A 24716-nucleotide genomic window follows, 5' to 3' on the forward strand; every position below is an offset into this window, starting at 1 on the left:
GTTTCGCAGACGTGAACCAATTGCCCAACTTTGTTGCAAACAGGTTTCGCCAGGGGGTTCTACCGACCCTGTGCGCCTTTTCGGTAGTTCGCGCTACCAAAAAGGCGCACGGGGGCGTCAGCCCAGGAGGGCGTCGACGAATGCACCCGGCTCGAAGGGCGCCAGGTCGTCGGCACCTTCACCGAGACCGACCAACTTCACCGGCACACCCAGTTCATGCTGAACCTGGAAGACGATTCCGCCCTTGGCGGTTCCGTCCAGCTTGGTCAGTACGACGCCGGTGATGTCCACGACCTCCGCGAACACTCGAGCCTGTGCCAGTCCGTTCTGGCCGACCGTCGCATCGAGAACCAGCAGAACGTCGTCGACCGACGCCTTCTTCTCGATGACCCGCTTGACCTTGCCGAGCTCGTCCATCAGACCGGTCTTGGTGTGCAAACGGCCGGCGGTGTCGATGAGGACCACGTCGACGCCGTCCGCGATGCCCCGTGAGACCGCGTCGAAGGCAATCGCAGCGGGATCGCCACCCTCCTTGCCACGAACAACTTCAGCGCCGACACGCTCGGCCCACGTCTGGAGCTGATCAGCAGCGGCCGCGCGGAACGTGTCCGCGGCACCGAGCACGACGCGACGACCGTCGGCGACGAGCACGCGAGCCAGCTTGCCGGTGGTGGTGGTCTTGCCGGTTCCGTTGACGCCGACGACGAGCAGAACAGCCGGGTGATCATCGTGCGGCAACGCGCGGATGGAGCGGTCCAGTTCGGGACGCAGCTCGGCGATCAACACCTCACGCAAGAGCGCGCGGGCGGCAGCCTCGGTCCGGACGCTGCGGGCCGCCATCTGCTCACGAAGCTTCGTGACAACCTTTTCCGTGGTCGCGGAGCCGAGGTCTGCGATGAGAAGGGTGTCCTCGACTTCTTCCCACGAGTCCTCGTCCAGATCGCCGCCACCGAGCAGACCGAGCAAGCTCTTGCCGACCGCTGACTGCGAGCGGGAGAGGCGCCCGCGCAGTCGGTCCAGCCGACCCTCGGTCGGGTCGATCTCGTCCAACACGAGCGGTGCAGGCTCGACGGACTCGGGAACTACGACGGGCTCGGGTACGACTGCAGGTTCGGGAACGACAACAGGTTCGGGAACGACAGGTTCTTCGACAACAGGTTCTGCTACTGGTGGTTCTTCTACGACCGGCTTTTCGATTACCGGCTCTTCGACAACCGGTTCCTCGACAACAGCGGGTTCTTCGACAACCGGCTCCTCGACGACGGCCGGCTTCTCCGCAACAGGTTCTTCGATGATCGGTTTTTCGACGACAGGCGGCTTCTCCGCGACCGGCGGCGTCGGAACCACCGGAGGTGGCGCCGTTGCCGTCGAGCCTTGACTGAAGTTGAACCCGCCGCCGGCCTTGTAGCCGCCTGACTTGTCCTTCTCGGGGGTGCCGAGCTCCGGCTTCGTCTCGGGCGCCTTCAGCGACACCTGCCCCTTGCGGTAGCGCAGGAATCCGGCAACGAGAACGACGAGTAGTACGGCCGCTACAGCCGCGATGATGATCCAAGCCTGGGTAGTCACCGGCCCATTGTTTCAGGCTCCGACCCGGAAAGTGAGCAGGGCTTACGTCGAGGCCATGTCTTGACCGCGAAGTCGCTGCGAAATCACGGTGGTGATGCCGTCGCCGCGCATGCTGACTCCGTACAACGCGTCGGCGATTTCCATCGTCGGTTTCTGGTGAGTGATCACGATCAACTGCGACTTCTCCCGCAATTGTTCGAAGAGTCCGATCAGCCGCCGCAGGTTGGTGTCGTCCAACGCCGCCTCGACCTCGTCCATCACGTAGAACGGGGACGGGCGTGCCCGGAAGATCGCGACCAGCATGGCCACCGCGGTCAAGGACTTCTCGCCGCCCGACAGCAACGACAACCGCTTGACCTTCTTACCGGGCGGACGCGCCTCGACTTCGATGCCTGTGGTCAGCATGTCCGACGGATCGGTGAGAACCAGTCGTCCTTCTCCCCCGGGGAACAATTTCTCGAACACGCCCACGAACTCACGCTCGACGTCGGCATAGGCCTCGGTGAACACCTGCAGAATTCGCGCGTCCACGTCTGCGACCACAGCAAGAAGGTCCTTGCGTGCGGTCTTGACGTCTTCGAGCTGAGTGGAGAGGAAGGTGTACCGCTCCTCGAGAGCTGCGAATTCCTCGAGCGCCAGCGGATTGACCTTGCCGAGGGTGGCGAGGTCTTTCTCCGCACGCTTCGCGCGCCGTTCCTGAGTCGCACGATCGTACGGAAGCGGAGCGGGGGCGGTTACCTGCTCCCCACGCTCCTTGGCCTGCTCGTACTCCTCGATTTCGAGAGCGGTCGGCGGCAGTTCGACGTCGGGTCCGTACTCGGCGATCAGATCATCGAGGCCGATACCGTACTGATCGAGGATCGACTCCTCGAGTTGTTCGATGCGCAGCGCTGCCTGAGCCTTCGCAACCTCGTCGCGATGGACGGCGTCGGTGAGCGAAGCGAGCTGTCCGGTCAGTGCCCGGACGATCTCGCGGACCTGATCCAGCTTGGCCGTGCACTCGGAGCGGGCCCGAGCCAACTCGTCGCGATGAGCAAGAGCTCCAGCGACGACGGCCTCGAGTTCGGCCGCCACGCGCTGCCCCGACTCGGCGACGGCAGCTGCAACCTCCGCAGCGTGCGCTCTGGCGCGCAGAGCCCGCTCGGCGCGAATTCGTGCCTCTCGTTCGGCAGCAGCGGCGCGGCGAAGCGAATCAGCCTTTCCGCGTACGGATTCCGCACGTTCTTCGGCGGTGCGCACGGCAAGGCGAGCATCCATTTCGACTATGCGCACTTCGGCCAGCGCTGCTGCGGCCATTTCGCGATCGGCAGCGGTCGATTCCGCACCGTGTCCCGGTGCAGTGCCGTCGGTTTCGGCGACGCGCAGACGTTCTTCCAGGTCCGCCAGCTTTGTCAGCGACTCACCGCGGCCCTCCTCGGCACGCACTCGCTGGGCAGTCAACCGCTCGGATTCCGCATGGGCGACTCGTGCTGCCTGCCCCAATCTGCCCAACTGCTCGTAGATCGCGGACATGGCAGCGTCCGACTCGTTGAGCGCGGCCAAAGTCTGCTCCGCGGTCTCGCGTCGAGCGGCCTGTTCGGCCAGAGCGCCGGACAGCGCCGCATCGAGTTCCTCGGATCGGCTCTCCGTTGCCGCCAGTTCCGCTGCTGACGCGTCGATCGCCGCCTGTACCTCCAGCGTGCTGGGTTGCCGATCCGAGCCACCGATCATCCACCCCGAACCGTGCAGATCGCCGGAACGCGTCACTGCACGAATTCCCTTGTGATCAGCAACAACTCGAATCGCGTCCTCGAGGGTCTCGACCAGGACAACGCCATCGAGTATTGCGGTCAACCCCGCACGCAACTCGTCAGGGCAGTCGATGACGTCGACGGCAGGACGACTGCCCGGTGCGATCTCGGCCTCGCGTTTGATCACCGGTTCACCGCTCACGATCAGCGACGCACGCCCACCGTCCTGATCTGCCAGCGCTGCAACAGCGGAGCGAGCCGAGTCCAGCGACTGCGCCACGACGGCGTCCGCCGCCGGCCCCATCGCGGCAGCGATGGCAGCTTCGTAGCCGGGTTCGACGTGAATCAATCCGACCAGCGAGGTGATGCCGTCGTCGCGCCGATGTTCGAGCAGCCAGCCGCCACCGTCCTTGCGCTGCAAGCCCATCGACAGTGCCTCGACGCGCGCACGGAGCGAAGCTATGCGTTGCCCGCTCGTCTTTTCTTCCTCACGAAGTTCTTCGACACGTGCGTCGATCATCTCGAGAGCTTCGACGGCGCGTTCATGATTGGTGTCGAGGCCTACTTCACCGGCGTCGAGGTCCCCGATGCTTTCCTGCACCGTGTCGAACTCGGCTTGTGCGGCATCCCCACGCAGACGAGCCTCGTCGATGGCCTCGGTCAGTCGCGAAACTTCCGCGTCGACGGATTCGACGCGGGTACGCAGAGTGTCTACCTGACCGGAGAGTCGAGCAAGTCCTTCACGGCGGTCGGCGACGGCACGAACTTCCGCCATGTGCGCCCGTTCCGCTTCTGCTGCAGCATCTTCGGTGGCTGCCAGCTGGTCCCGAGCAGCTTCCGACGCCGCTCGCGCGATTTCGACGCCTTCGAGGAGTTCGGCCTCCTCGGCCGCAAGACGTTCGGCGCGCGCTTCCATCTCGTCCGGGTCCTGGCCGCGGTTGCCGACGGGTTCGGAGTCGAGATGTCGTGCACGCTCGCGGGCGATGCGCACGGTGGCGTTGACTCGTTCGGCAAGCGCGGAGAGCTGGAACCAACTCTGCGCTGCCGCTTCCGATCCCGGAGTCAGACGAGCGAGAGCTTGCTCCTGGCGCCCGAGTTCGAGGTTGGCCTCGTCGAGCGCGGACGCCACCTCGTTGTGCTGTTCGCGGGCCGCTTTCTCGTCCTGCGCCTGGTCGTTCAGTTGGGTTCGACGGGTCACCAGGTCGTCAGCGGCCAGCCGCATCTTGGCATCACGCAGGTCAGCCTGGACCGTCTGTGCTCGCCGAGCAACCTCGGCCTGGCGTCCCAGCGGTTTGAGTTGCCGACGCAGTTCCGCGGTGAGGTCACTGAGTCGAGCGAGATTGGCCTGCATGGAATCGAGCTTGCGTACCGCTTTTTCCTTGCGGCGGCGATGTTTGAGGACTCCCGCGGCTTCTTCGATGAAGGCGCGTCGATCCTCGGGGCGGGATTCGAGGATCGCGGCGAGCCGTCCCTGCCCGACGATGACATGCATTTCGCGGCCGATACCGGAGTCGCTGAGCAGTTCCTGGACGTCCATCAGACGGCAGGACGAGCCGTTGATCTCGTACTCCCCCGCGCCGTCGCGGAACATCCGGCGCGTGATCGACACCTCGGAGTACTCGATCGGGAGCGCGCCGTCGGCGTTGTCGATGGTCAAGGTCACCTCGGCGCGGCCCAGCGGCGCGCGGCCGGAGGTGCCGGCAAAGATGACGTCTTCCATCTTGCCGCCGCGCAGAGCCTTGGCGCCCTGCTCGCCCATCACCCAGGTCAACGCATCGACGACGTTGGATTTACCCGAGCCGTTCGGCCCGACGACACAGGTGATCCCCGGCTCGAACCGAAGAGTCGTTGCCGACGCAAAGGATTTGAATCCCTTGAGTGTCAGACTCTTGAGGTGCATGGGGGGAAACTTTACCGCCAAACCGGTCAGCGTTCGACGAACCCTGTCAGGTCGCCCCTGGCGGGGTCCCAGCTGTCGACCACGAGATCCACCGTGCCCGGTGATGTTCCCGAGCGAAGCAACTCCAACAATCTCTCGAGCTGCGTGCGTTCGCCTTCCGCCACGACGAGCACTCGACCGTCACGCTGATTCGACGCATATCCGATCAACCCGAGTTCGAGGGCGCGGGCCCTGGTCCACCACCGGAACCCGACGCCCTGAACATATCCGTGAACCCACGCCGTCAACCGCACAGGCGGTGTCTCAGTCATGACGTTCAGCCCGCCACACGTTCGAGACGGTGGACGTCGCCGAGGAAACCGGTGGTGTAGAGCGAGTTGGGGTCCCAGCCCGGGCCGGCACCGAACTTCACCGCGGATGTGAACGGCAGACCCGAGGCGATCTCACACGAAGATCCCGAATCCGGATCGACGCGAACAACTTTGCCGCCGGCATTGAATGCGACGTACAACGCGCCGTCCGGTCCGACGGTCAGATCGTCCGCCATGTTTGCCGGACCGAACCCGGGGAGCGTGATCGTTCGCACCGGCCCGCCCAGATCGTGTGCGTCGAGGACGTGGACCGCGGTCACCATGTCGAAAGTGGTCGTTACGTAGATCGTCGAACCGGAGCGTGCGAGGCCGTCGACGGTGCCGAGATCCTCACGAACGATCGAACTGGTTCCGTCACTGTCGATGACCGTGAGCCCCGGCCGGGTCAGGGTGCGAGCTGTGAGGAAACGGTTACCGTCCAGCGGCACAAGCCCGTTCGGCATCACCAGACCGTCGGCAATCGTTGTCACCGATCCGTCTGCGACGTCGACCTTACGAAGGCTGCCGTCGGCGATTCCGAACAGACCCGAGACAGTCGAGTTGCCCGTGGTGAAGTACACGGAACCGTCACGCGCGACCAGCCCGCCAGGTCCGGTGACGTCACCGACCAAAGTTGTCCGTGTTCCGTCCGGCGCCACTTTCAGCAGTGCACCCGGCCCGATCAGAGCCGACTGCGACAACACCATCGATCCGCTGCCGTCGAATTCGAGATTCTCGAGCATTCCGGCACCAGTCGTCACGACGCTCGACGTCCATTTGCCGCAACCACCGTCCGAGCCGTCGGCCGGGACCGAGGCCTGTGCCGGAGCACTCACCGCCACAACGGAACCCAGTGCGATCGCAGCGACAACACTGCCGGCGCGGGACATCAGGCTTCCGTGTCGAACGACAGCGTGACCTTGGTTCCGGCCTTGAGAGTGCGCCCGACCGTGCACACCTTGTCGACGGAACGCTCGACGAGAGTGATGAGGCGCTGCTGCGCTTCGGCATCCAACTCACTGAGGTCGAGTTCGAGAACCTCGTCGAGCTGCGGGTAGACCTCGTTTTCACGATCGGCGGCACCGGACACTCGGACCGTCGCGTCGTAGTTGTCACCGAGGCGGCGAGAGATCGGGAAGTCTGAGCTCATCCCGGTGCATGCAGCCAGTGCAATTTTGAGGAGTTCGCCGGGCGTGAAGACTCCTGGCACCGATTCGGAGCCGATGAGAACCTCTGCGCCGCGCGAACTCTTGCCGGTGTAGAGGCGGGTTCCTGTGCGTTCCACCCAAAGCTCCGTGTGAGCTGGGGCGGTTGCAGTGTTGTCTGGAGTCTGTTCAGCCATGACGCAATCTTGCCACTCCGCCGAACCGAAGGGGCGGAGACCTAGGCGATTCGCCGTGCCCTCGGGGTCGGCTGACACCGCGGGCAACTGAACGACGATCGATTCATGAACTTCTCACGCTTGATCGGCGCGCCGCATCGCGGGCACGGAAGATTCTCCTGCCCGTACGCCGACAGCGACCGGTCGAAGTAGCCCGATTCCCCGTTGACGTTCACGTACAGCGCGTCGAAGGACGTACCGCCCTGATCGAGCGCCTCGCCCATCACCGAGTGCGCCGCGGTCAACAGTTCTCGAAGTTTGGGCCTGGTGAGCGATTCGGCGATTCGGTTGCCGTGAATCTTTGCACGCCACAATGATTCGTCGGCGTAGATGTTTCCGATTCCGGAGACCACTGTCTGGTCGAGAATCGCCCGCTTGATCTCGGTGTGCTTGCCCCGCAGGACTTTCACGACGGATTCGAGATCGAACGCAGCATCCATGGGATCGCGAGCGATGTGCGCCACCGACTCGGGCAGCATCGTTCCGTCGACCTCGACGAGGGGTGAAATCGACCAGCCACCGAAGGTCCGCTGGTCGACGAATCGAAGATCAGCCCCGGAATCGAGGGCCAACCGAATGCGTAGGTGCTTTTCCCAGTCGACTGTCGGGGGTTGGACCAACATCTGTCCGCTCATCCCGAGATGAACCACCAGTCCGACACCGGCAGGCTCGAGAACCAGCCACAGATACTTGCCGCGACGCTCTGCCGAAGCGATGGTCTGCCCGGTGAGTTGGCCGATCAAGTCCTCGGAACCGAGAATGTGGCGCCTGATCGCGCGGGGATGGAGGACCTCGACGGCCTCGATCGCCGCACCTACAGCATGAGACTGTAGGCCGCGGCGAACGACTTCGACTTCGGGAAGCTCAGGCAAGAGTGAACTCAGCCGGCGAGATCAGACGGGTTGTCAGCAGCGACTGCGCTAGCAGCGGCATTCTCCGACATCGTCTTCCATGCCGAACTTGCTGCCTTCTGCTCGGCTTCCTTCTTGGAACGACCGACACCGACGCCCAAGGGCTTGCCACTGATGAGAACTGTGGCCGTGAATTCCTTGTCGTGATCGGGTCCGGTAGCGGTGATCTCGTAGACGGGAACTCCGGCACCGTGTTCTGCGGTCAGTTCCTGCAGACTCGTCTTCCAATCCAGACCCGCGCCGAGAAGCGGTGCGCGAGTGAGTAGATCGTCGAACAGATCGAGAACAACACGTCGCGCAGTATCGATGCCGTGCTGCAGGTGAATGGCGCCGAGAATCGACTCCATACCGTCGGCGAGGATGGACGGCTTGTCACGGCCGCCCGTCATTTCCTCACCCTTACCCAGCAGCAGGTGCGCTCCGAGTCCACCTTCACCCAGAGTCCTGGCAACCTCGGCGAGTGCATGCATGTTGACCACGCTGGCACGAATCTTCGCCAGATCACCTTCGGATTTGTCCGGGTGGGACAGATAAAGATTTTCGGTCACCGTGACGCCGAGAACGGAATCCCCGAGAAATTCGAGGCGCTCGTTCGTGGGCAGTCCGCCGTTCTCGTACGCGTACGAGCGGTGCGTTAGAGCCAGGGTCAGAAGACCGGGCTCTATATCTACGCCGACAGCGGCGAGGAGCTTGTCGTGATTGCCCTCGCCGCCGGCGGCTGAAACTGTATTTTCGCTCGTCATAGTCTTTCTCCGGGGAGAACTAGACAGCAGCGGTTACCTGGCGGCCCTTGTAAGTACCGCATGACGGGCATGCGATGTGGGGAAGGGTCTGCTCGCCACAGCCACGGTTGGGGCAGGTAACGAGGGTGGGCACAGTGGTCTTCCACTGGCTACGACGCGACCGCGTGTTGGATCGCGACATTTTGCGCTTGGGGACAGCCACTTCTACTTCTCCTCGGCTTCGGTGATCACAAGATTTTCGCTGGTGTTTGATTCCACGCCAAATTTGGCCGCGAGACCAGCCCAGCGAGGATCAAGTATGTCATGCCCATGCCCAGATTCCGCAATCGCCAGGCGAATGCCACATTCTGAGCACAATCCCAGGCAATCGTCACTGCACAGAGGCTGGAGCGGAAGCGCCAGACCGACTGCATCGACGATGACCGGTTCGAGGTCGATTTCGTCGTCTTCGACCGCGTAGACCTCTCCCTCTTCCGTCGTCTCCTCGGTGGTGCTGTCCGGGTAAGCGAACAACTCCGTGAGATAGATGTCCACGGTGTCAGTGAAAGGTTCAAGGCACCGCGAGCATTCACCCTTGGTGGGTGCGTGCACGTTTCCGGTGACGAGAACGCCTTCGGACACTGCTTCGAGACGAAGATCGAGATCTATGTCCGCGCCCGCTTCGATCGCGATCAGATCGAGACCGATACGGTTCGGGGACTGAATTGTTCTCTCGACGGTACGCATCGACCCTGGACGACGACCGAGCTTGACCGTGTCCAGCAAAAATCCCGCATCACTTGACTGATGCGACGAACTACGACGATGCGTTGACAAAGAGAACTCACCTAACTGTTGAAACTGGTATGGGCAACCACTCCACAATACGGCAGCTACAACGCAAATCCCAATTCCGTCCACGAAAAAGTGGGCCGCCCCATATCGGACGACCCACCCTCGACTGTCTCGTTCGCTCTAGCGACGACGCTCCGAACGACGATCGTCGTCCTGGTAGTCGGGGACTCCCGAACCTGTTCGAAGCTGTTGACGACCACGCCCGACCGATCGAACCGTTCCGGTGAGGAACTCTTCGAACTCGGCCAACTTGGTGTCCACGTACAGGTCACACTCCGAACGCATCCTGTCGGACTCGGCATGAGCGGCGTCGATCACTCGCGCGGATTCCGCGTGAGCTGACTGGACAACCTCGGTCTGCGACACCAGACGAGCCTGCTCCGCCGTTCCCTCCGCCACCGAATGTTCGTACGAGGCCTGGCCGGACTCGATCATCCGATCGGCCTCGGCACGCGCCCGTCCGGTGACGGCCTCGTACTCACGACGGCCGTCGGTGACGGTCCGTTCCGCTTCTGCTTCGGCGTCCTCGACCAACTGATCGGCGTGCGCACGCGCTTCGGCAACCATGCGATCGGCCTGAGCCTTGGCATCGGACAGAATCCGGTCGGCGTCGTCGCGTGCGTTCTCGACAGTCGAGGTTGCCTCGGCATTGGCGCTGCTGACTGTCTTCTCGGCGTTTGCTCGCGCGTCACCGACCAATTTGTCGCGATGATCGAGGACGTCCTGAGCGTCGTCCAGCTCGCTCGGAATTGCGTCCCGGACGTCGTCGAGTAGCTCGAGTACGTCACCGCGAGGCACAACACACCCTGCGGTCATGGGAACACCGCGCGCCTCTTCGACAATTGCGACCAGTTCGTCCAGTGCCTCGAATACGCGGTACACAAGCAACCCCAATCTCTACCGGCCGAAATCGGCCCACATCGTCACCGGTCCACTCGGACCTGTGCCCGTTCCTGTCCAAGTTTGCCGGAAGAACGGCCAACGGGGTGTCGTCGTGGTCGGTGTGTCGGGGATCAGCTGTTTTCGGCTGCTCGTTCGGCGATACGCGCGAGTAGCCGAGAATGCACCTTGGCCGGGAGCATGTCGGAGACGTCGCCGCCGAAGGTCGCAACTTCCTTCACCAGAGAACTCGACAGGTAGCTGTAGGTCGGGTTCGTGGCAACGAAGAGCGTGTCGACGCCCGTGAGCTTCTGATTCATCTGAGCCATCTGCAGCTCGTAATCGAAGTCGTTCGCGCCGCGCAGACCCTTGACGATCGCGCTGAGGCCTTCTTGTTTCGCGTAGTCGACCAACAATCCGTGCCACGACGTGACGCGAACGTTGGGCAGGTGGCTCGTCGCGTCTTCGAGCATCTCGATCCGCTCGTCGATCGTGAACATGCCACGCTTGCTCTTGTTGATCAGCACGGTGACCACGACCTCGTCGAATTGCGCAGCAACTCTTCCGATTACGTCGAGGTGACCGTTGGTCACAGGGTCGAAGGATCCGGGGCAGACGGCGCCAGTCATGAGTCCAGACCGTAGCAGGTGGCCAGCTCGATGCGGGCTTCACCGTAGTTCTTGGCCTTGATCGGCTCGTAGCCCTGAGGCCACACGGTCTCCGGCGAGCGCGACGAACGTTCGAGTACGACGATCGTGCCCTCCCCCACCCATTTGTTGGCCTGCAGATCAGCGAGCATGGACACGACGGCCTCGTCGGTTACCGCATACGGCGGGTCCGCGATCACGATGTCGTATTCACGCGCGCTCGGACCCGAGACCACGGCCGCAACCGGAGCGGCGCGAACCGTCGCCCCCGGCAACGCGACAGTGCCGATGTTCGCCTTGATGACGGCAGCAGCCTTGGCATCGGATTCCACGAGAACAACGTGCTCGGCTCCCCGAGAGAGCGCCTCGAGGCCGAGAGCACCCGAACCCGCAAAGAGGTCGAGAACCGCGCACCCTTCGAGATCGATGCGCGCTTCGAGAGCACTGAACAGCGCCTCACGAACCCGATCCGACGTCGGACGGGTGCCGCTCGGCGGGACTCGCAGGCGTCGACCGCCCGCGAGTCCCGAGATGATGCGTGTCACTCTGCGGCGCTCTCCCCCGTCGAGACGACTACCAGCAGGTCTCCGCCCTCGACCTGTTGGACGGCGCTGATCGCGATCCGCGAGACGACGCCGGCGCGCGGCGAGGTGATCGCCGCTTCCATCTTCATCGCTTCGATCGTGGCCACGGTGTCGCCGGCCTCGATCTTCTGGCCTTCCTTGACCGCGAGCGTCACGACGCCCGCGAACGGTGCAGCCACGTGGCCCGGGTTGTTCTTGTCGGCCTTCTCCGCCACCGGTACGTCACTGGCAATCGAGCGATCGCGGATCGAGACCGGGCGGAGCTGGCCGTTCAGGATGCACATGACAGTGCGGTAGCCGCGCTCGTCGGGCTCGGAGATCGCCTCGAGACCGATGATCAGTTCCACGCCGGGAGCCAACTCGACCCGGTGCTCGTCGCCGCGCCGCAAACCGTAGAAGAACTGGTTTGCCGAAAGCCGCGACGTGTCACCGTACTTCTCGCGGTGTTCGAGGAATTCCTTTGTCGGGCCGGGGAACAGCAGACGGTTCAGCGTCGCCTGACGGTCCTTCGACGAGCCCTCTAGCAGCACCTCGTCCTCAGCGGACAACGTCGCTTCCGGCTTGGCCTGGCCACGTCCTTCGAGTGCCTTGCTGCGGAACGGTTCCGGCCAACCACCGGGAGGCGTACCGAGTTCACCGCGCAGGAAGCCCACCACGGAGTCGGGAATGTCGAACTTCGCCGGATCTGCGGCGAACTCCTCCGAAGGCACGCCGGCACCGACAAGATGGAGCGCGAGGTCGCCGACGACCTTCGACGACGGCGTCACCTTCACGAGATGCCCGAGCATGCGGTCTGCGTCGGCGTACTTGGCTTCGACCTCTTCGAACCGGTCGCCGAGACCGAGAGCAACGGCCTGCGTCCGGAGGTTGGAGAGCTGGCCGCCCGGAATCTCGTGCGTGTACACGCGACCCGTCGGCGCCGGCAGTCCGGATTCGAACGGCGCGTACACCTTTCGCAGCGCCTCCCAGTACGGCTCGAGGTCGCACACGTTCTGCAGGTTCAGTCCGGTGTCGAACTCGGAGTGCGCGGCAGCGGCGACGATGGCCGAGAGCGCAGGCTGGCTGGTGGTTCCGGCCAGTGCCGCGGAAGCACCGTCGACTGCGTCGGCGCCCGCCTGCCACGCTGCGAAGTACGTGGCCAGCTGTCCACCGGGAGTGTCGTGCGTGTGAACGTGAACCGGCAGATCGAAGTTGCTGCGTAGCGCCGTCACCAGCTTGGTAGCTGCCGGAGCGCGCAGCAGGCCTGCCATGTCCTTGATCGCGAGCACGTGAGCGCCGGCATCGACGATCTCTTCGGCCAACTTCAGGTAGTAGTCGAGCGTGTACAGAGTTTCGTTCGGATCCGACAGATCACCGGTGTAGCTCAGCGCAACCTCCGCGAGGGCCGTTCCGGTTTCACGCACCGCGTCGATGGCGGGCCGCATCTGGTCGACGTTGTTGAGCGCGTCGAAGATTCGGAAGATGTCGATACCGGTGTCGGTGGCTTCCTGAACGAATGCGCGCGTGACCTTTTCGGGATACGGCGTGTAGCCCACGGTGTTTCGGCCGCGAAGAAGCATCTGAAGGCAGATGTTCGGGATCGCCTCGCGGAGTGCGGCGAGCCGGTACCACGGATCCTCGTGCAGGAAGCGAAGTCCCACATCATAGGTCGCGCCGCCCCAGGCTTCGATCGAGAGCAGTTCCGGCGTCAACCGCGCAACGTGCCCGGCTACTCCGAGCAGTCCGCTGGTCCGAACTCGCGTGGCCAACAACGACTGGTGCGCGTCACGGAAGGTGGTGTCGGTGACGCCGACGGCCTTCTGCTCACGCAACGCCTTCGCGAAACCTTCGGGTCCAAGTTCGAGCAGTCGCTGACGGCTACCGGCAGGAGGAGGCGTCGAGAGATCGATCTTGGGCAGCTTGTCCTGCGGGTACACCGCCGAGGGCCGCTCACCGTGAGGCTTGTTGACCGTCACATCCGCGAGGTAGGTCAGGATCTTCGTGCCGCGGTCTGCCGAAGAACGCAGAGTCAGCAGCTGAGGACGTTCCTCGATGAAGGAGGTCGTCACGCGTCCGGCCCGGAAGTCCGGGTCGTCGAGAACCGCCTGCAGGAACGGAATGTTGGTCGAGACGCCACGAATGCGGAACTCGGTGACCGCGCGGCGAGCCCTCGCGACAGCGGCTTCGAGGTCACGACCACGGCAGGTGAGCTTGACCAGCATCGAGTCGAAGTACGCGCCGACCTCGGCTCCGAGCGTCGCGCCGCCGTCCAGGCGGATGCCGGCTCCGCCCGGGGTGCGGTACGCGGTGATGCGGCCGGTGTCCGGGCGGAATCCGTTGGCCGGATCCTCGGTCGTGATGCGGCACTGCAGCGCCGCGCCGCGAAGCTTGATCGTGTCCTGTGACAGACCAAGTTCTTCAAGCGTCGAACCGGACGCGATCTTGAGCTGCGACTGGACCAGGTCCACGTCCGTCACTTCTTCGGTGACGGTGTGCTCCACCTGAATTCGCGGGTTCATCTCGATGAAGACGTGATTGCCGCGCTTGTCGAGGAGGAACTCGACGGTGCCTGCGCACGTGTACCCGATCTCCTTCGCGAACGCGACGGCGTCGGCACAGATCTTGGCGCGCAACTCTTCCGAGAGATTGGGCGCCGGAGCAAGCTCGATCACCTTCTGGTGGCGACGCTGCAGCGAGCAGTCACGCTCGAAGAGGTGGATGACGTTGCCCTGCTCGTCGGCGAGGATCTGCACTTCGATGTGCCGGGGGTCGATGACGGCCTGCTCGAGAAAGACCGTCGAATCGCCGAAGGCCGATTCCGCTTCGCGCGCTGCGGCTTCGATCGATTCCTTGAGCTGTGAGCGCTCCGCAACGCGGCGCATTCCGCGTCCACCGCCGCCTGCAACGGCCTTGACGAAGATCGGGAAGGTCATGTCCTCGGCGGCCGCGAGCAACTCGTCGATGTCCGCTGACGGCTCCGAGGACGCGAGCACGGGGAGACCGGCGGCCTTTGCCGCTGCGATGGCCCGAGCCTTGTTTCCGGTCAACTCGAGGATCTCGGCGGACGGGCCGACGAACTTGATGCCTGCCTCGGCGCACGCCGCCGACAGATCCGGGTTCTCGGAAAGGAAGCCGTAACCGGGGTAGATGGCGTCGGCTCCGGCACTCTTGGCGGCGGCGACGATTTCCTCGACTGAGAGATACGCCCGAACGGGGTGACCCTTCTCCCCGATCTGGTAGCTCTCGTCTGCCTTGAGACGGTGGATCGAGTTCCGATCCTCGTACGGGAACACCGCGACGGTTCCGGCACCTAGTTCGTAGGCGGCGCGGAAGGCACGGATCGCAATTTCGCCGCGGTTCGCGACGAGCACTTTGGAGAACATTCGAGAAAACTACCCCGATTTCATCTTGCGTCTACATGCGGAGTCTCATATTTCGGACTGAATCGAGAAACCAACCCGGCGGTCCTCGTGCTATTCGATTTCAGCTTGTCGTCATACCCGTCACGACTTTTCGAGGTACTCGATCCGGTCGGAGTCCAGGGCAGCGGTCACCATGGAAGCGAGGGCGGGATGATCCTCGAGCGACGGATCGGAGTCGACGATTCCCTGAGCGAACTCCCTGGCGGACTCGAGGATGTCTCCGTGGGCCATGAGGGATAGCAGCCGCAGATTCGAGGTTGTGCCAGACTGCGCCGCACCGAGGATGTCTCCTTCACGTCTGGTCGCGAGGTCGAGTTGCGCCAGTTCGAACCCGTCGTTGGTCGCTGCCACCGCCGAGAGTCGCTCGTACGCCGGCCCGCCGGGATTGCTGCCGGTGACGAGGATGCACAGTCCCTGGTGCTTGCCTCGACCGACTCGTCCACGGAGTTGATGGAGCTGACTGACGCCGAACCGCTCGGCGTCGACGATCACCATCACCGTCGCGTTCGGAACGTCCACACCGACTTCGACGACAGTCGTACAGACGAGGACGTCGATGTCACCGACATTGAACGCGCTCATCACGACGTCTTTCTCATCGGAAGGCAGTCGACCGTGCAGCAACCCGACTCGCAGATCGGCCAGCGGGCCACTCGACAGCTCTTCGAAGACGTCGACTGCCGACTTGGTCTCGGGCTGTTTCTCCTCGGTGAACTGGTCCTCACCGGCACCCTGCTCACCGTCGCCGATGCGTGAGCACACGACATACGCCTGACGGCCAGCGGCAACGTCCTCACGGATTCGTTCCCACGCGCGATCCACCCACTGCGGCTTCTGCTTCGCGGGCACGACGCTGCTCTTGATCGGGGTTCGCCCACGCGGTAGTTCCCGCAGGGTCGACACCTCGAGGTCGCCGAGCACCGTCATGGCGATGGTTCGCGGAATCGGCGTTGCCGTCATCACCAGCAGATGCGGACTCAGACCTTCACGGGCACGTGATCGCAACTGATCACGTTGCTCGACGCCGAAGCGGTGCTGCTCGTCGACGACAACCATGCCGAGGTTGAAGAACTCCACGTTGTCCTGGATGAGCGCATGGGTACCGATGACGATCCCGGCATCGCCGGTCACGGCTTCGAGCAGCGCTGCGCGCTTCGCAGCGACAGGCAGCGAGCCGGTCAGAAGGGCGATACGGGTGGAATGTTCGGCCGAACCGAGTTCACCACCTGCCGCCAGCGGGCCCATCATCTTGCGCAGTGATCGCGCGTGCTGATTTGCCAGGACCTCGGTCGGTGCGAGCAACGCGCACTGATAACCGGCGTCGACGACCTGCAGCATCGCGCGCAGAGCCACGATCGTCTTGCCTGACCCGACCTCGCCCTGAAGAAGCCTGCTCATCGGGTGTGGGCGGGCGAGGTCGCTGGAGATCTCCTCCGCGACTGCTTGCTGTCCCTCCGTCAGAGTGAACGGGAGCATCTCCTCGAACTGATCCGCGATCCCGCCGGCAACCGGAGCGCAGGCCGGCGCCACACGCTCGGAATTGTCGTGACGACGCATCGCGAGAACCAACTGCAGAGACAGCGCCTCGTCGAAACGCAGACGATCTTGAGATCGTTCAATGTCCTCCTTGGTATCCGGGAGGTGAACGGTGCGCAGTGCCTCGTCCAAACCGATGAATCCGTGCTCGGCCCGAGTCTCGGCGGGCAACGGCTCCTCGATCGGATCGAGTTGATCGAGCACTTGCCGCACGCACCGCATGATGGTCCAGCTCTCGACCTCGCGGGTCGCCGGGTACAGCGGGATCAATGCGCGGTCGAAGACGGACAGATCGAGTTCGGCGCCGGGATCCTGATTTGCGCGAGCCAGACCGGCAAGGTCACCGGCCCCCTTGATGGATGCAAGCGGAACTACCGAATCCTCCTCGCCGACACGAGGTTCCGGGAGGATCAGGTAGCTCGGGTGGGTGAGAGACCACTTGCCGCGGAAGTACTTCACCGTCCCGGAGAACATCGCGCGCACGCCGGGCTTGATGACGTGCCGCACCTTCTGCGGGTTGAAGAACGTGACGTCGACGGTTTGCGAATCAGTCGCGAGCGATACTCGCAACATCTGCCCCGGACGGTTCTTCATCTTCACGACCGCAGCCGACGCCACCCGCGCGATAATGGTGATGTGCTCACCCTCGGGCGGCTCCTTCTCGGCAAGTTCCTTGCCTGCCGACGCGTACCGGTGTGGGTAGTGACGCAGCAGGTCCTCGACCGTCCGAATCTCGAATGCCTCGTCGAGCGCGTCCGCGGTCTTCTTTCCCAGCAGCCGATCGAGTGGGTCGGCGAGCGTCGCCATCAGTTCCTCCAGCACAGTGTCGCGGTAAGCACATGTGTTCGTATATCAGTAGTCACCGACAGACCCGGTTCGATCACTCCACACCCAACTGGAACAGGTCACCCGGCTGATCACCCTGATAGACGAGCACGTCGACGCCCGGATGGTGCGCGATGACGTGCGCCTCGAGCTGCCCGGCCAGGTCGTCCGGCGCGTCGGCGCCCATGAGTAGGGTCACGAGTTCGCCACCGGATCCGAGCGCGAGGTCGACCAGTCGCGCACTCGACTCCGCGACGTCGGGACCGATGAGCACCACCTCGTGCCCCATCAGACCGATCGCGTCACCCGGATCACATGTCCCGACGTACGTCAGCGAACGCTCGACCGCAATTCGCAATGATCCCCAGCGCGTCGCAGCCGCCGCCTCGGACATCGTGAAGCCGTCGTCGGCGACGTTGCGTTGAGCGTCGTGAACGGCAAGTGCGGCCAAGCCCTGAACCATCGACGATGTCGACAGCAGCAGAACCTGGTGAAGCGGATCGCGTGCAGCGGCACTGACTGCGACCAGTTCCTGAGCCGTCAAGGCTCCGTTCGGCAGCACCAGAACTTCACTTCGCTCCATCTGACGAATGCGGCCGAGCAGTTGCGCACGTGTCACCGGCGCGTCGTCGCACCGAAGAACCGTCGCACCCTCACTCTCGAACAACGCCGCCGCACTCTCACCGGCAACGACGGCCAGAACGCCGCGGGCACCGGCACCCGGGAATCGCCTCTCCGCCCGTGCCACCAACTGGTCGCGTTCGTCGACGAGAAAACTGCTGATGCGAATACCGTGGACCTTCCCGGCTTCGAGGCCGGCTTCGACGGCTGCACCGGCATCGCAGCAATGCACGTGCACCGACCAGCCACCGAAGCCGTCGCTGACGATGACCGTCGAATCTCCGAGGACGGACAGCCGCGTGCGCAGCGCCGTCATGCGATCGTCGTCCGAGTCGTCGACGAGGTACATGACCTCGAAATCCTGTTCCGAGTGATCACCACATTCGATCGGGCTCTTGTGAGCCCAATCGTGATCGAATGCGCTGACGTCGACAACTGCGCTCGACCTCGGGTCCGGCGTCCCCAGATCCTCGCGAACCTGCGACTTCCCGGTCACCACCTCGACAAAAGCGTCGAGGATCAGAACCAGACCGAATCCCCCGGCATCGACCACCCCGGCCGACGCCAGAACGTCCAGTTGCTCCGGGGTCTTGTTCAGCGCGATCGCAGCCGCATCGGCAGCGGCGGCAACCACGGAAGCAAGGTCCTCGCCGCTCGGCGTCTTGGTGTCGACGCACTCCTGCGCTGCCTCACCCGACGCGCGCAGAACCGTGACGATGGTGCCTTCCACCAGATCGGAGACAGCCCGAGAAGCCAGTCCCGTCGCCGTGGTCAGTGAGTTCGCAAAGCTCCGGCCGTCGATGTGCTCGCCTTGAACGCTCTCCGCGATACCCCGGATCACCTGGGAGAGGATCACTCCGGAATTACCGCGTGCACCGGACACCGCGCCCCGAGCCAGCGCGTTCGCGACGCGGCCGGCACTGCGGACGTCGTCCTCGATCGTCTCGGCGGAATCGAGCGCGGCCCGCATCGTGAACAACAGGTTGGTGCCGGTATCCGAATCAGGGATGGGAAAGACGTTGAGGCTGTTGATCTCACCGCGACGTTTCTGGAGGCTGTCGACCGCCCGGCGGGCCCAGCGCCGCAGCAGATGTCCGTCCGCGACGGATTCCGCTTCTTCGGCGACGCGTTGCACTTCCCCCACTGACGGTTCCCCTCCACGATGGACAGACAGACGATGGAAAGACTGACGATGAAAAAGAGATCGGTGATCGGTGCAGTCGAGGGTAGTCCGACGCTTCTGCGCGACCGTCATTACCGGGCGGTTTGGCCATTCGGGCCGGAAGCGGTTACTCTTACACGGTTGCCTCGAACGGGCTACACGAAATAATGCTGCACTTTGTTTGTTGCTGATTGACTGTTTTCACGTTCGACTGCACAGTGAGCGGTCAAGGATCGGTTCGAAGTCGAGTATATTCGGATTGTAATTCTGGCTGCCCTACCGTGTAGGGTAACCACTTCAATATTCATTTCTAACAAGGAGTTCGCGACTATGGCTGCCGTCTGCGACGTATGCGCCAAGGGGCCCGGCTTCGGTAAGTCGGTCTCGCACTCGCACCGGCGTACCAATCGTCGCTGGAACCCGAACATTCAGTCTGTTCGTACCGAGGTTGCCCCGGGTAACACCCGTAAGGTCAACGTGTGCACCTCCTGCCTGAAGGCAGGCAAGGTCGCTCGGGGCTGATTGCCCGAGCACAAACTATTGCAGGCTCTGCCCCCGTCACCGAAGTGACGGGGGCAGAGCTGTTTCTATGTGTCTGTATCTATGTGTCCCCGTGTTTCGTATGGCTGTCCGACACCCGTAATGTGCGTTGAGTGACTTCCATCGATGACCTGAGCAAAGTGACCCTCGACGAGGGCGTACTCCGCATCACCATTTCCACCGCCGCCAACGGCACCTCCCTCGACGACGAAGGACTGGTTCAGGGCGCGCAGGCGCTCGAGACAGTCGGAAACGACATCGGGAGCATCCTTCTGGTCGGCGAAGGCGCAAACTTCTGTGCCGGCGGCAACGTCCGTGCGTTCGCCGCAGCCCCTGACCGCGGCGAGTACGTCGCCGAGGTTGCCCGTGTCTTCCACGTGTTCGTTCGCGCGCTCGACGCCGCGACCGCTCCAGTGGTGGCCGGGGTCCACGGATGGGCTGCCGGCGCCGGAATGAGCCTGGTCTGCCTCGCCGACGTCGCAATCGGCGGCACCGGCACCAAGCTCCGCCCCGCGTACCCCTCCATCGGTTTCACCCCGGACGGCGGAATGTCGTGGACACTCCCCCGCATCGTCGGCGTGGCACGCGCTCGCGAGATTCTTCTCAACGATTCGGTGATCGGTGGCGACGAAGCCGTCCGGCTGGGGATCCTCACCCGACTCGTCGGCGACGACGAGGTCCAGGAAGAGGCAGCTCGCCTCGCACGCGCCTTGGCCAACGGGCCGAGCACGTCGTACTCGGGAATCAAAGCGCTGCTGCGTTCGTCACGGACGAACTCGCTCGCCGAGCAACTCGACGCCGAGGCTGCGTCCATCGCCCTCGCGGCGAACAGCCCGATCGGGCGCGAGGGTGTCGACGCATTCGTCGACAAGCGTCGCCCCGATTTCACTTCCGCAAAGCAGGCCTAGTCAGCTGGCATGCCGAATGTCGTGTCACGACGTTCGGCATGCCAGGTGAGTGCAGGCGCAGTTCGATCAGCCCAGATTCCAGTCGACCGGGTCGGCCCCGAGTCCGGTCAAGAGTTCGTTCGCACGACTGAACGGGCGCGAACCGAAGAAGCCGCGCGAAGCCGAAAGCGGTGACGGGTGCGCTGATTCGATGATCGGTGTGTCGCCCAGCATCGGCGCGAGAGTGGCCGCGTCACGACCCCACAAGATCGCCACCATCGGTGACGACCGCGCCACCAAAGCGCGGATAGCCTGCTCGGTCACCGGCTCCCAGCCCTTCTTACGATGAGAAGCGGCTTGACCCGGCTGCACGGTGAGTACGCGATTGAGAAGCAGCACACCTTGTTTCGACCACGGCGTCAGATCGCCGTTCGGCGGTATCGGCAACCCGAGATCCTGGTGATACTCCTTGTAGATATTACCGAGACTTCGTGGAACCGGCCGCACGTCCGGGGCAACCGAAAAGCTCAACCCGACAGCATGACCGGGCGTCGGATAGGGATCTTGACCGACGATGAGCACCCGAACGTCGTCGAACGGGTTCGTGAATGCACGCAAGACGTTCTCTCCCGCAGGCAGATACTCCCGTCCCGCAGCGATCTCTTCGCGCAAGAACTTACCCATCGCGGAGATCTGCTCCGAGACCGGTTCGAGTGCCCGCGCCCACCCTGGATCGACGATCTCTGCAAGCGGCGCCATCAGTCGAGCCTGCGCAACGCGTCGCGGTAGTACGCCGCATTGGCTGCGTACATCTTGACGTTTCCGTCGAGGTGGCCGAGCGGAACTTCGTATCCCGCACGGACCTTGGCGGGCACACCGAGTGCCATGCTGCGCGGGGGAACCTGCATCTTGTTGGCCACCACCGCACCCGCGGCGACGATCGACCCCGTCCCGATCACCGTTCCGTTGAGAACCACGGATCCCGATGCGATCAGGCAGTGGTCCTCGATGGTCGACCCCTCGATGTGCGCGTTGTGGCCCACCACGCAACCGGAACCGATGACAGTCGCATCGATGGCGGTGCAATGGATGACAGTTCCGTCCTGGATGTTGGATCCGGTTCCCACCGAAATGGTTCCGTAGTCACCACGCAATACCGCCTGCGGCCAGATCGAGGTGCCCGCCGCGAGAGTCACAGCGCCGATCACCACCGCGTCCGGGTGAACGTATGCGTCCGGATGAATGTCCGGAACTCTGTCTCCAAGTGCATATACAGCCATGAAAGCAACCTATACCGCGGTGGTGCCGGTGGTCGAAAAGCTGTGCCAGCCCCCACCGCTCTCGCGAAGCGAACCGTCGACGCTCACGCCGGAACCGGCCGCAACCTCACCGATCACAGTCCAACCCGACGGAATCTCGACCTCAGGCCCGAAAGTTGCTGCAAATCCGTGATCTTCACCACCGGAGAGGATCCAGTCCAGCGGATCGACGTCGAGCGCCTCGGCCGCCGATGCGACATCGAGTGAGGTGGGAACCGCGGCCGAGACGATGTCGAACCGCACGTGCGAGGCCTCTGCGAGATGTCGAAGGTCCGCGATCAATCCGTCGGATACGTCCGTCATGGAATGTGCTGATTCTGCGGCGTCCCATGCCGATTGATACGGCGGATTCGGAACACGATGAGCGGCAAGCAAGTCTGGAAAGCTTTCGGCTTCGTCGAGCAGTAGTGCCAACCCGGCTGCCGAGCAACCGAACAACCCGGCGACCGCGATCTTGTCACCGATCTTTGCTCCCGAACGCAGAACTGCCGGACGGCCACCGAGATCGCCGAGCACGGTCACCGACACCACGACCACCGGCGACTGGACCAGGTCACCGCCGACCACACCGGCCCCCAGATCGGTTGCCGCGTCCCAGATTCCCGCGGAGATTGCGTCGATCACGTCGACCGGAGTCGAAGGCGGGCATCCCAGAGACACGGTGAATGCCGTCGGCCGCGCTCCCATCGAGACGACATCCGCAGCGTTCTGTGCCACTGCCTTTCGGCCGATGTCGCGTGGCGAAGACCAATCCATTCGGAAATGCCGACCTTCGACCAGCATGTCGGACGAGACAACCACACGGCCGTCTCCGGACGTCACGATCGCGGCATCGTCACCCGGCCCCAATTCGGTGGTGACCGGTTGGATTCGGCCGACCAGAGATCGCGCGATCACGTCGAACTCCCCCACCTGTTCAACAGTGTGCTCTGACCCGAACTCAGATGATGCTGTGAACTCAGATGATGCAGCGAACTCCGATGATGCGATGAGTGTCTCCAATGCCGACGCAATTCGCTCGTAAGCGGCCTGCGGTACCTTCTAGCTGTGGTCGTGAATGCTTCTGCAAGCTCACACGTGTGTCGGCAATCCTACCGATTCACCGACGTGCCCTCAGAAGTGACAAGACCGCTGATCGACTGGACCAGGACCCGAGCGAAGAACTGAGCATGGCAGAAAACACCTCCACCGCAGACAACGCCGACATCGACCCCGATAGTGACAACGATCCGTCCGAGCGCCGCAGTCCGGCGCTGATCGCCACCGCCATCGCGCTCCCGGTAGCCCTGATCGTCGGAGTGGTGATCGCGGCCGTCGTCGCGGGAAACAACCCTGAACTCTCGCCGGTAGCGCTGGGACCCGTACCGGCACCGGCAGCGGAGTCGGAGGCCTGCGTTTCCCTCCTCGGTGCGCTCCCCGACAAGATCGACGACTTCACGAAAGCCGAGTTGGTTGACCCCGCTCCGGCTGGAGCGGCAGCTTGGCAGCGCAGCGAAGGTGAGCCGATCGTGTTGCGCTGCGGGCTCGACCGTCCGACCGAGTTCGACCAGGCTGCAGCACTTCAGGTTGTGAACGGTGTCCAATGGTTCCAGGTCTCGGGAACCGACGTCGGTCTGGCTGCGAGCACTTGGTTTGCCGTAGACCGCGGTGAGTACATCGGTATCACTATCCCCGACGGGACCGGCCCGACGCCGATTCAGGAGATCTCCGACACCATCACGGCGACTCTCGAACAGAAGCCCCTCGACCCGGCGCCGGTCGCGGTTCCCTGATCAGCGAAGTCCGGTACCGCGAGCGATGGCGGTGTCGACCAGTGTCGAAATCAAAGTGCGGTAATCGATTCCGGTGGCGTTCCACATCTTCGGATACATCGAGATGGAAGTGAACCCGGGCATCGTGTTGATCTCGTTGATCACCGGGCCGTCAGCCGTGACGAAGAAATCGACCCGCGAGAGTCCCTGGCAATCGAGTGCCTTGAACGCGCGGACTGCAAGCTCCCTGATCTGGTCGCTCACCGACTCGTCGAGTTTCGCGGGGATGTCGAATTCGCAGACGTCGTCGAGGTACTTGGTGTCGAAGTCGTAGAACGCGTCCGAATCGGTGTCGGAATCCGGCATCCGGATCTCAGCGACCACACTCGCCTTGACGTCACCGTTCGGGAATTCGAGGACGCCGCATTCCACCTCACGGCCGATGATCGCGCCTTCGACGATCACCTTGGGATCGTGCAGGCGCGCATGAGCGATCGCCCCGTCCAGACCGTCCCAATTGCTCACCCGGGTGATACCGATGGACGAACCACCACGAGCGGGCTTCACGAACACGGGAAGGCCCAACTCCGCCTTCTGCTCTTCGGTCAGCGTTGCGATTCCCGGTCGAAGCACGACCTGCACTCCGACGGGAAGTCCTTCAGCGGCAAGAAGCTTCTTCGTGAACTCTTTGTCCATGCCGGCGGCGCTGGCCAGGACTCCGGGTCCGACATACGGAACCCCGGCAAGTTCGAGCAATCCCTGAATGGTGCCGTCTTCGCCGTAAGCCCCATGCAGAACGGGGAAAACGACGTCGACCGACGCGAGCACAGCACCGGCGTCGGAGCCGTCGAAGGAGATGACCTCGCCCTCGCGGGTGGGGTCCGCGCTGAGGACCACCGACGTTCCGTCTTTGTCGACCGACGGCAACGCGCGCCCGCTGATCGCGAGGGAGCTGGGGTCGCTCGACCCGAGGACCCAGGAACCGTCGACGGTGATGCCGATCGGTACGACGTCGTACCGATCCGGGTCGAGGTTGCTCAGGACGCTTCCGGCGGAAACACAGGACACTGAATGCTCATTGCTCCGGCCACCGAAGATCACGGCCACGCGGGTACGACTGCTGTTCACGCGTCAAACCGTACCGCCGAA

The 24716-nt window shown here is 63.5% G+C and carries 22 protein-coding genes; 3 read left to right on the top strand and 19 right to left on the bottom strand.

Annotation, left to right across the window (positions count from 1 at the left end):
* Positions 1-117: 117 nt before the first annotated feature.
* The 15 genes from ftsY to QMA15_RS14575 all read right to left on the bottom strand — a co-directional run bounded on the left by ftsY (position 118) and on the right by QMA15_RS14575 (position 19052).
* Positions 118-1566 carry a signal recognition particle-docking protein FtsY gene (ftsY, locus tag QMA15_RS14505; RefSeq protein WP_279163810.1) on the bottom strand — a complete coding sequence of 483 codons (1449 nt, stop codon included), beginning with the start codon at positions 1564-1566 and terminating at the stop codon, positions 118-120.
* Positions 1567-1608: 42 nt separating this feature from the next.
* Complete coding sequence (gene smc / locus QMA15_RS14510; RefSeq protein WP_279163811.1) at positions 1609-5196, bottom strand: chromosome segregation protein SMC; 3588 nt, start codon at positions 5194-5196, stop codon at positions 1609-1611.
* 26 nt (positions 5197-5222) lie between these two features.
* A complete protein-coding gene (locus QMA15_RS14515; RefSeq protein ID WP_290285115.1) occupies positions 5223-5507 on the bottom strand; it encodes an acylphosphatase in 285 nt (94 codons plus the stop codon).
* 5 nt (positions 5508-5512) lie between these two features.
* Positions 5513-6436, bottom strand: coding sequence for an SMP-30/gluconolactonase/LRE family protein (locus tag QMA15_RS14520; RefSeq protein WP_047888817.1), 924 nt, complete (start codon positions 6434-6436; stop codon positions 5513-5515).
* Positions 6436-6888, bottom strand: a complete 453-nt coding sequence (locus tag QMA15_RS14525) for an OsmC family protein (protein ID WP_020907278.1) — start codon at positions 6886-6888, stop codon at positions 6436-6438. Before QMA15_RS14525 ends, QMA15_RS14520 begins: the two co-directional genes overlap by 1 nt.
* A gap of 41 nt (positions 6889-6929) precedes the next feature.
* Positions 6930-7799, bottom strand: a complete 870-nt coding sequence (mutM, locus tag QMA15_RS14530; protein ID WP_019747953.1) for a bifunctional DNA-formamidopyrimidine glycosylase/DNA-(apurinic or apyrimidinic site) lyase — start codon at positions 7797-7799, stop codon at positions 6930-6932.
* An 8-nt stretch (positions 7800-7807) separates the two neighbouring features.
* The gene (gene rnc / locus QMA15_RS14535) at positions 7808-8581 is read right to left on the bottom strand and encodes a ribonuclease III (RefSeq protein WP_019747952.1); all 774 of its coding nucleotides are present in this window, start codon (positions 8579-8581) and stop codon (positions 7808-7810) included.
* Positions 8582-8600: 19 nt separating this feature from the next.
* On the bottom strand, positions 8601-8783 hold the full coding sequence (gene rpmF / locus QMA15_RS14540; RefSeq protein ID WP_007729318.1) for a 50S ribosomal protein L32: 183 nt from the start codon (positions 8781-8783) through the stop codon (positions 8601-8603).
* A gap of 2 nt (positions 8784-8785) precedes the next feature.
* Positions 8786-9346 carry a YceD family protein gene (locus QMA15_RS14545; protein WP_007729319.1) on the bottom strand — a complete coding sequence of 187 codons (561 nt, stop codon included), beginning with the start codon at positions 9344-9346 and terminating at the stop codon, positions 8786-8788.
* Positions 9347-9535: 189 nt separating this feature from the next.
* Positions 9536-10297, bottom strand: a complete 762-nt coding sequence (locus QMA15_RS14550) for a DivIVA domain-containing protein (RefSeq protein WP_003942696.1) — start codon at positions 10295-10297, stop codon at positions 9536-9538.
* Between the two features lie 131 nt (positions 10298-10428).
* A complete protein-coding gene (gene coaD / locus QMA15_RS14555; RefSeq protein ID WP_003942776.1) occupies positions 10429-10923 on the bottom strand; it encodes a pantetheine-phosphate adenylyltransferase in 495 nt (164 codons plus the stop codon).
* Positions 10920-11486, bottom strand: coding sequence for a 16S rRNA (guanine(966)-N(2))-methyltransferase RsmD (gene rsmD, locus QMA15_RS14560; protein ID WP_003942746.1), 567 nt, complete (start codon positions 11484-11486; stop codon positions 10920-10922). The genes coaD and rsmD overlap by 4 nt, the downstream gene beginning before the upstream one ends.
* Positions 11483-14887 (bottom strand): pyruvate carboxylase, encoded by a 3405-nt coding sequence (locus QMA15_RS14565; protein WP_020969323.1) that lies wholly within the window; start codon positions 14885-14887, stop codon positions 11483-11485. The genes rsmD and QMA15_RS14565 overlap by 4 nt, the downstream gene beginning before the upstream one ends.
* Before the next feature lie 120 nt (positions 14888-15007).
* Positions 15008-17269 (bottom strand): ATP-dependent DNA helicase RecG, encoded by a 2262-nt coding sequence (gene recG, locus QMA15_RS14570; protein ID WP_029255116.1) that lies wholly within the window; start codon positions 17267-17269, stop codon positions 15008-15010.
* 73 nt (positions 17270-17342) lie between these two features.
* Positions 17343-19052 (bottom strand): DAK2 domain-containing protein, encoded by a 1710-nt coding sequence (locus tag QMA15_RS14575; RefSeq protein WP_020907273.1) that lies wholly within the window; start codon positions 19050-19052, stop codon positions 17343-17345.
* A gap of 348 nt (positions 19053-19400) precedes the next feature.
* On the opposite strand from QMA15_RS14575, the gene rpmB reads away from it, so the two are divergent.
* Together rpmB and QMA15_RS14585 are read left to right on the top strand one after the other, a co-directional pair.
* The gene (gene rpmB / locus QMA15_RS14580) at positions 19401-19592 is read left to right on the top strand and encodes a 50S ribosomal protein L28 (RefSeq protein WP_003942669.1); all 192 of its coding nucleotides are present in this window, start codon (positions 19401-19403) and stop codon (positions 19590-19592) included.
* A gap of 131 nt (positions 19593-19723) precedes the next feature.
* The gene (locus QMA15_RS14585; RefSeq protein ID WP_019747947.1) at positions 19724-20518 is read left to right on the top strand and encodes an enoyl-CoA hydratase-related protein; all 795 of its coding nucleotides are present in this window, start codon (positions 19724-19726) and stop codon (positions 20516-20518) included.
* 66 nt (positions 20519-20584) lie between these two features.
* On the opposite strand, the gene QMA15_RS14590 is transcribed toward QMA15_RS14585, so the two are convergent.
* Genes QMA15_RS14590 through QMA15_RS14600 form a run of 3 tightly spaced genes read right to left on the bottom strand, consistent with a single transcriptional unit; the run spans position 20585 to position 22818 of the window.
* Complete coding sequence (locus tag QMA15_RS14590; RefSeq protein ID WP_020907272.1) at positions 20585-21256, bottom strand: uracil-DNA glycosylase; 672 nt, start codon at positions 21254-21256, stop codon at positions 20585-20587.
* Entirely contained in the window at positions 21256-21777 is a 522-nt protein-coding gene (locus QMA15_RS14595; protein WP_020969320.1) for a gamma carbonic anhydrase family protein, read from the bottom strand. Before QMA15_RS14595 ends, QMA15_RS14590 begins: the two co-directional genes overlap by 1 nt.
* 9 nt (positions 21778-21786) lie before the next feature.
* The gene (locus QMA15_RS14600) at positions 21787-22818 is read right to left on the bottom strand and encodes a thiamine-phosphate kinase (protein WP_279163812.1); all 1032 of its coding nucleotides are present in this window, start codon (positions 22816-22818) and stop codon (positions 21787-21789) included.
* A 77-nt stretch (positions 22819-22895) separates the two neighbouring features.
* On the opposite strand from QMA15_RS14600, the gene QMA15_RS14605 reads away from it, so the two are divergent.
* On the top strand, positions 22896-23588 hold the full coding sequence (locus QMA15_RS14605; RefSeq protein ID WP_259118614.1) for a DUF3515 domain-containing protein: 693 nt from the start codon (positions 22896-22898) through the stop codon (positions 23586-23588).
* Here the strand turns inward: QMA15_RS14605 and QMA15_RS14610 are convergent, their stop codons facing one another.
* Positions 23589-24695 (bottom strand): D-alanine--D-alanine ligase family protein, encoded by a 1107-nt coding sequence (locus QMA15_RS14610; RefSeq protein ID WP_024487352.1) that lies wholly within the window; start codon positions 24693-24695, stop codon positions 23589-23591.
* Positions 24696-24716 lie beyond the last annotated feature (21 nt).

The organism is Rhodococcus sp. APC 3903 (assembly GCF_030407755.1).
GTDB lineage: Bacteria > Actinomycetota > Actinomycetes > Mycobacteriales > Mycobacteriaceae > Rhodococcus_F > Rhodococcus_F erythropolis.

What these genes read in the sequence shown, in the direction of transcription:
- smc (WP_279163811.1), bottom strand. Translation starts at nt 5,196, where the DNA reads ATGCACCTCAAGAGTCTGACACTCAAGGGATTCAAATCCTTTGCGTCG.
- QMA15_RS14515 (WP_290285115.1), bottom strand. Translation starts at nt 5,507, where the DNA reads ATGACTGAGACACCGCCTGTGCGGTTGACGGCGTGGGTTCACGGATAT.
- QMA15_RS14520 (WP_047888817.1), bottom strand. Translation starts at nt 6,436, where the DNA reads ATGTCCCGCGCCGGCAGTGTTGTCGCTGCGATCGCACTGGGTTCCGTT.
- QMA15_RS14525 (WP_020907278.1), bottom strand. Translation starts at nt 6,888, where the DNA reads ATGGCTGAACAGACTCCAGACAACACTGCAACCGCCCCAGCTCACACG.
- rnc (WP_019747952.1), bottom strand. Translation starts at nt 8,581, where the DNA reads ATGACGAGCGAAAATACAGTTTCAGCCGCCGGCGGCGAGGGCAATCAC.
- coaD (WP_003942776.1), bottom strand. Translation starts at nt 10,923, where the DNA reads ATGACTGGCGCCGTCTGCCCCGGATCCTTCGACCCTGTGACCAACGGT.
- QMA15_RS14565 (WP_020969323.1), bottom strand. Translation starts at nt 14,887, where the DNA reads ATGTTCTCCAAAGTGCTCGTCGCGAACCGCGGCGAAATTGCGATCCGT.
- recG (WP_029255116.1), bottom strand. Translation starts at nt 17,269, where the DNA reads ATGGCGACGCTCGCCGACCCACTCGATCGGCTGCTGGGAAAGAAGACC.
- rpmB (WP_003942669.1), top strand. Translation starts at nt 19,401, where the DNA reads ATGGCTGCCGTCTGCGACGTATGCGCCAAGGGGCCCGGCTTCGGTAAG.
- QMA15_RS14590 (WP_020907272.1), bottom strand. Translation starts at nt 21,256, where the DNA reads ATGGCGCCGCTTGCAGAGATCGTCGATCCAGGGTGGGCGCGGGCACTC.
- QMA15_RS14595 (WP_020969320.1), bottom strand. Translation starts at nt 21,777, where the DNA reads ATGGCTGTATATGCACTTGGAGACAGAGTTCCGGACATTCATCCGGAC.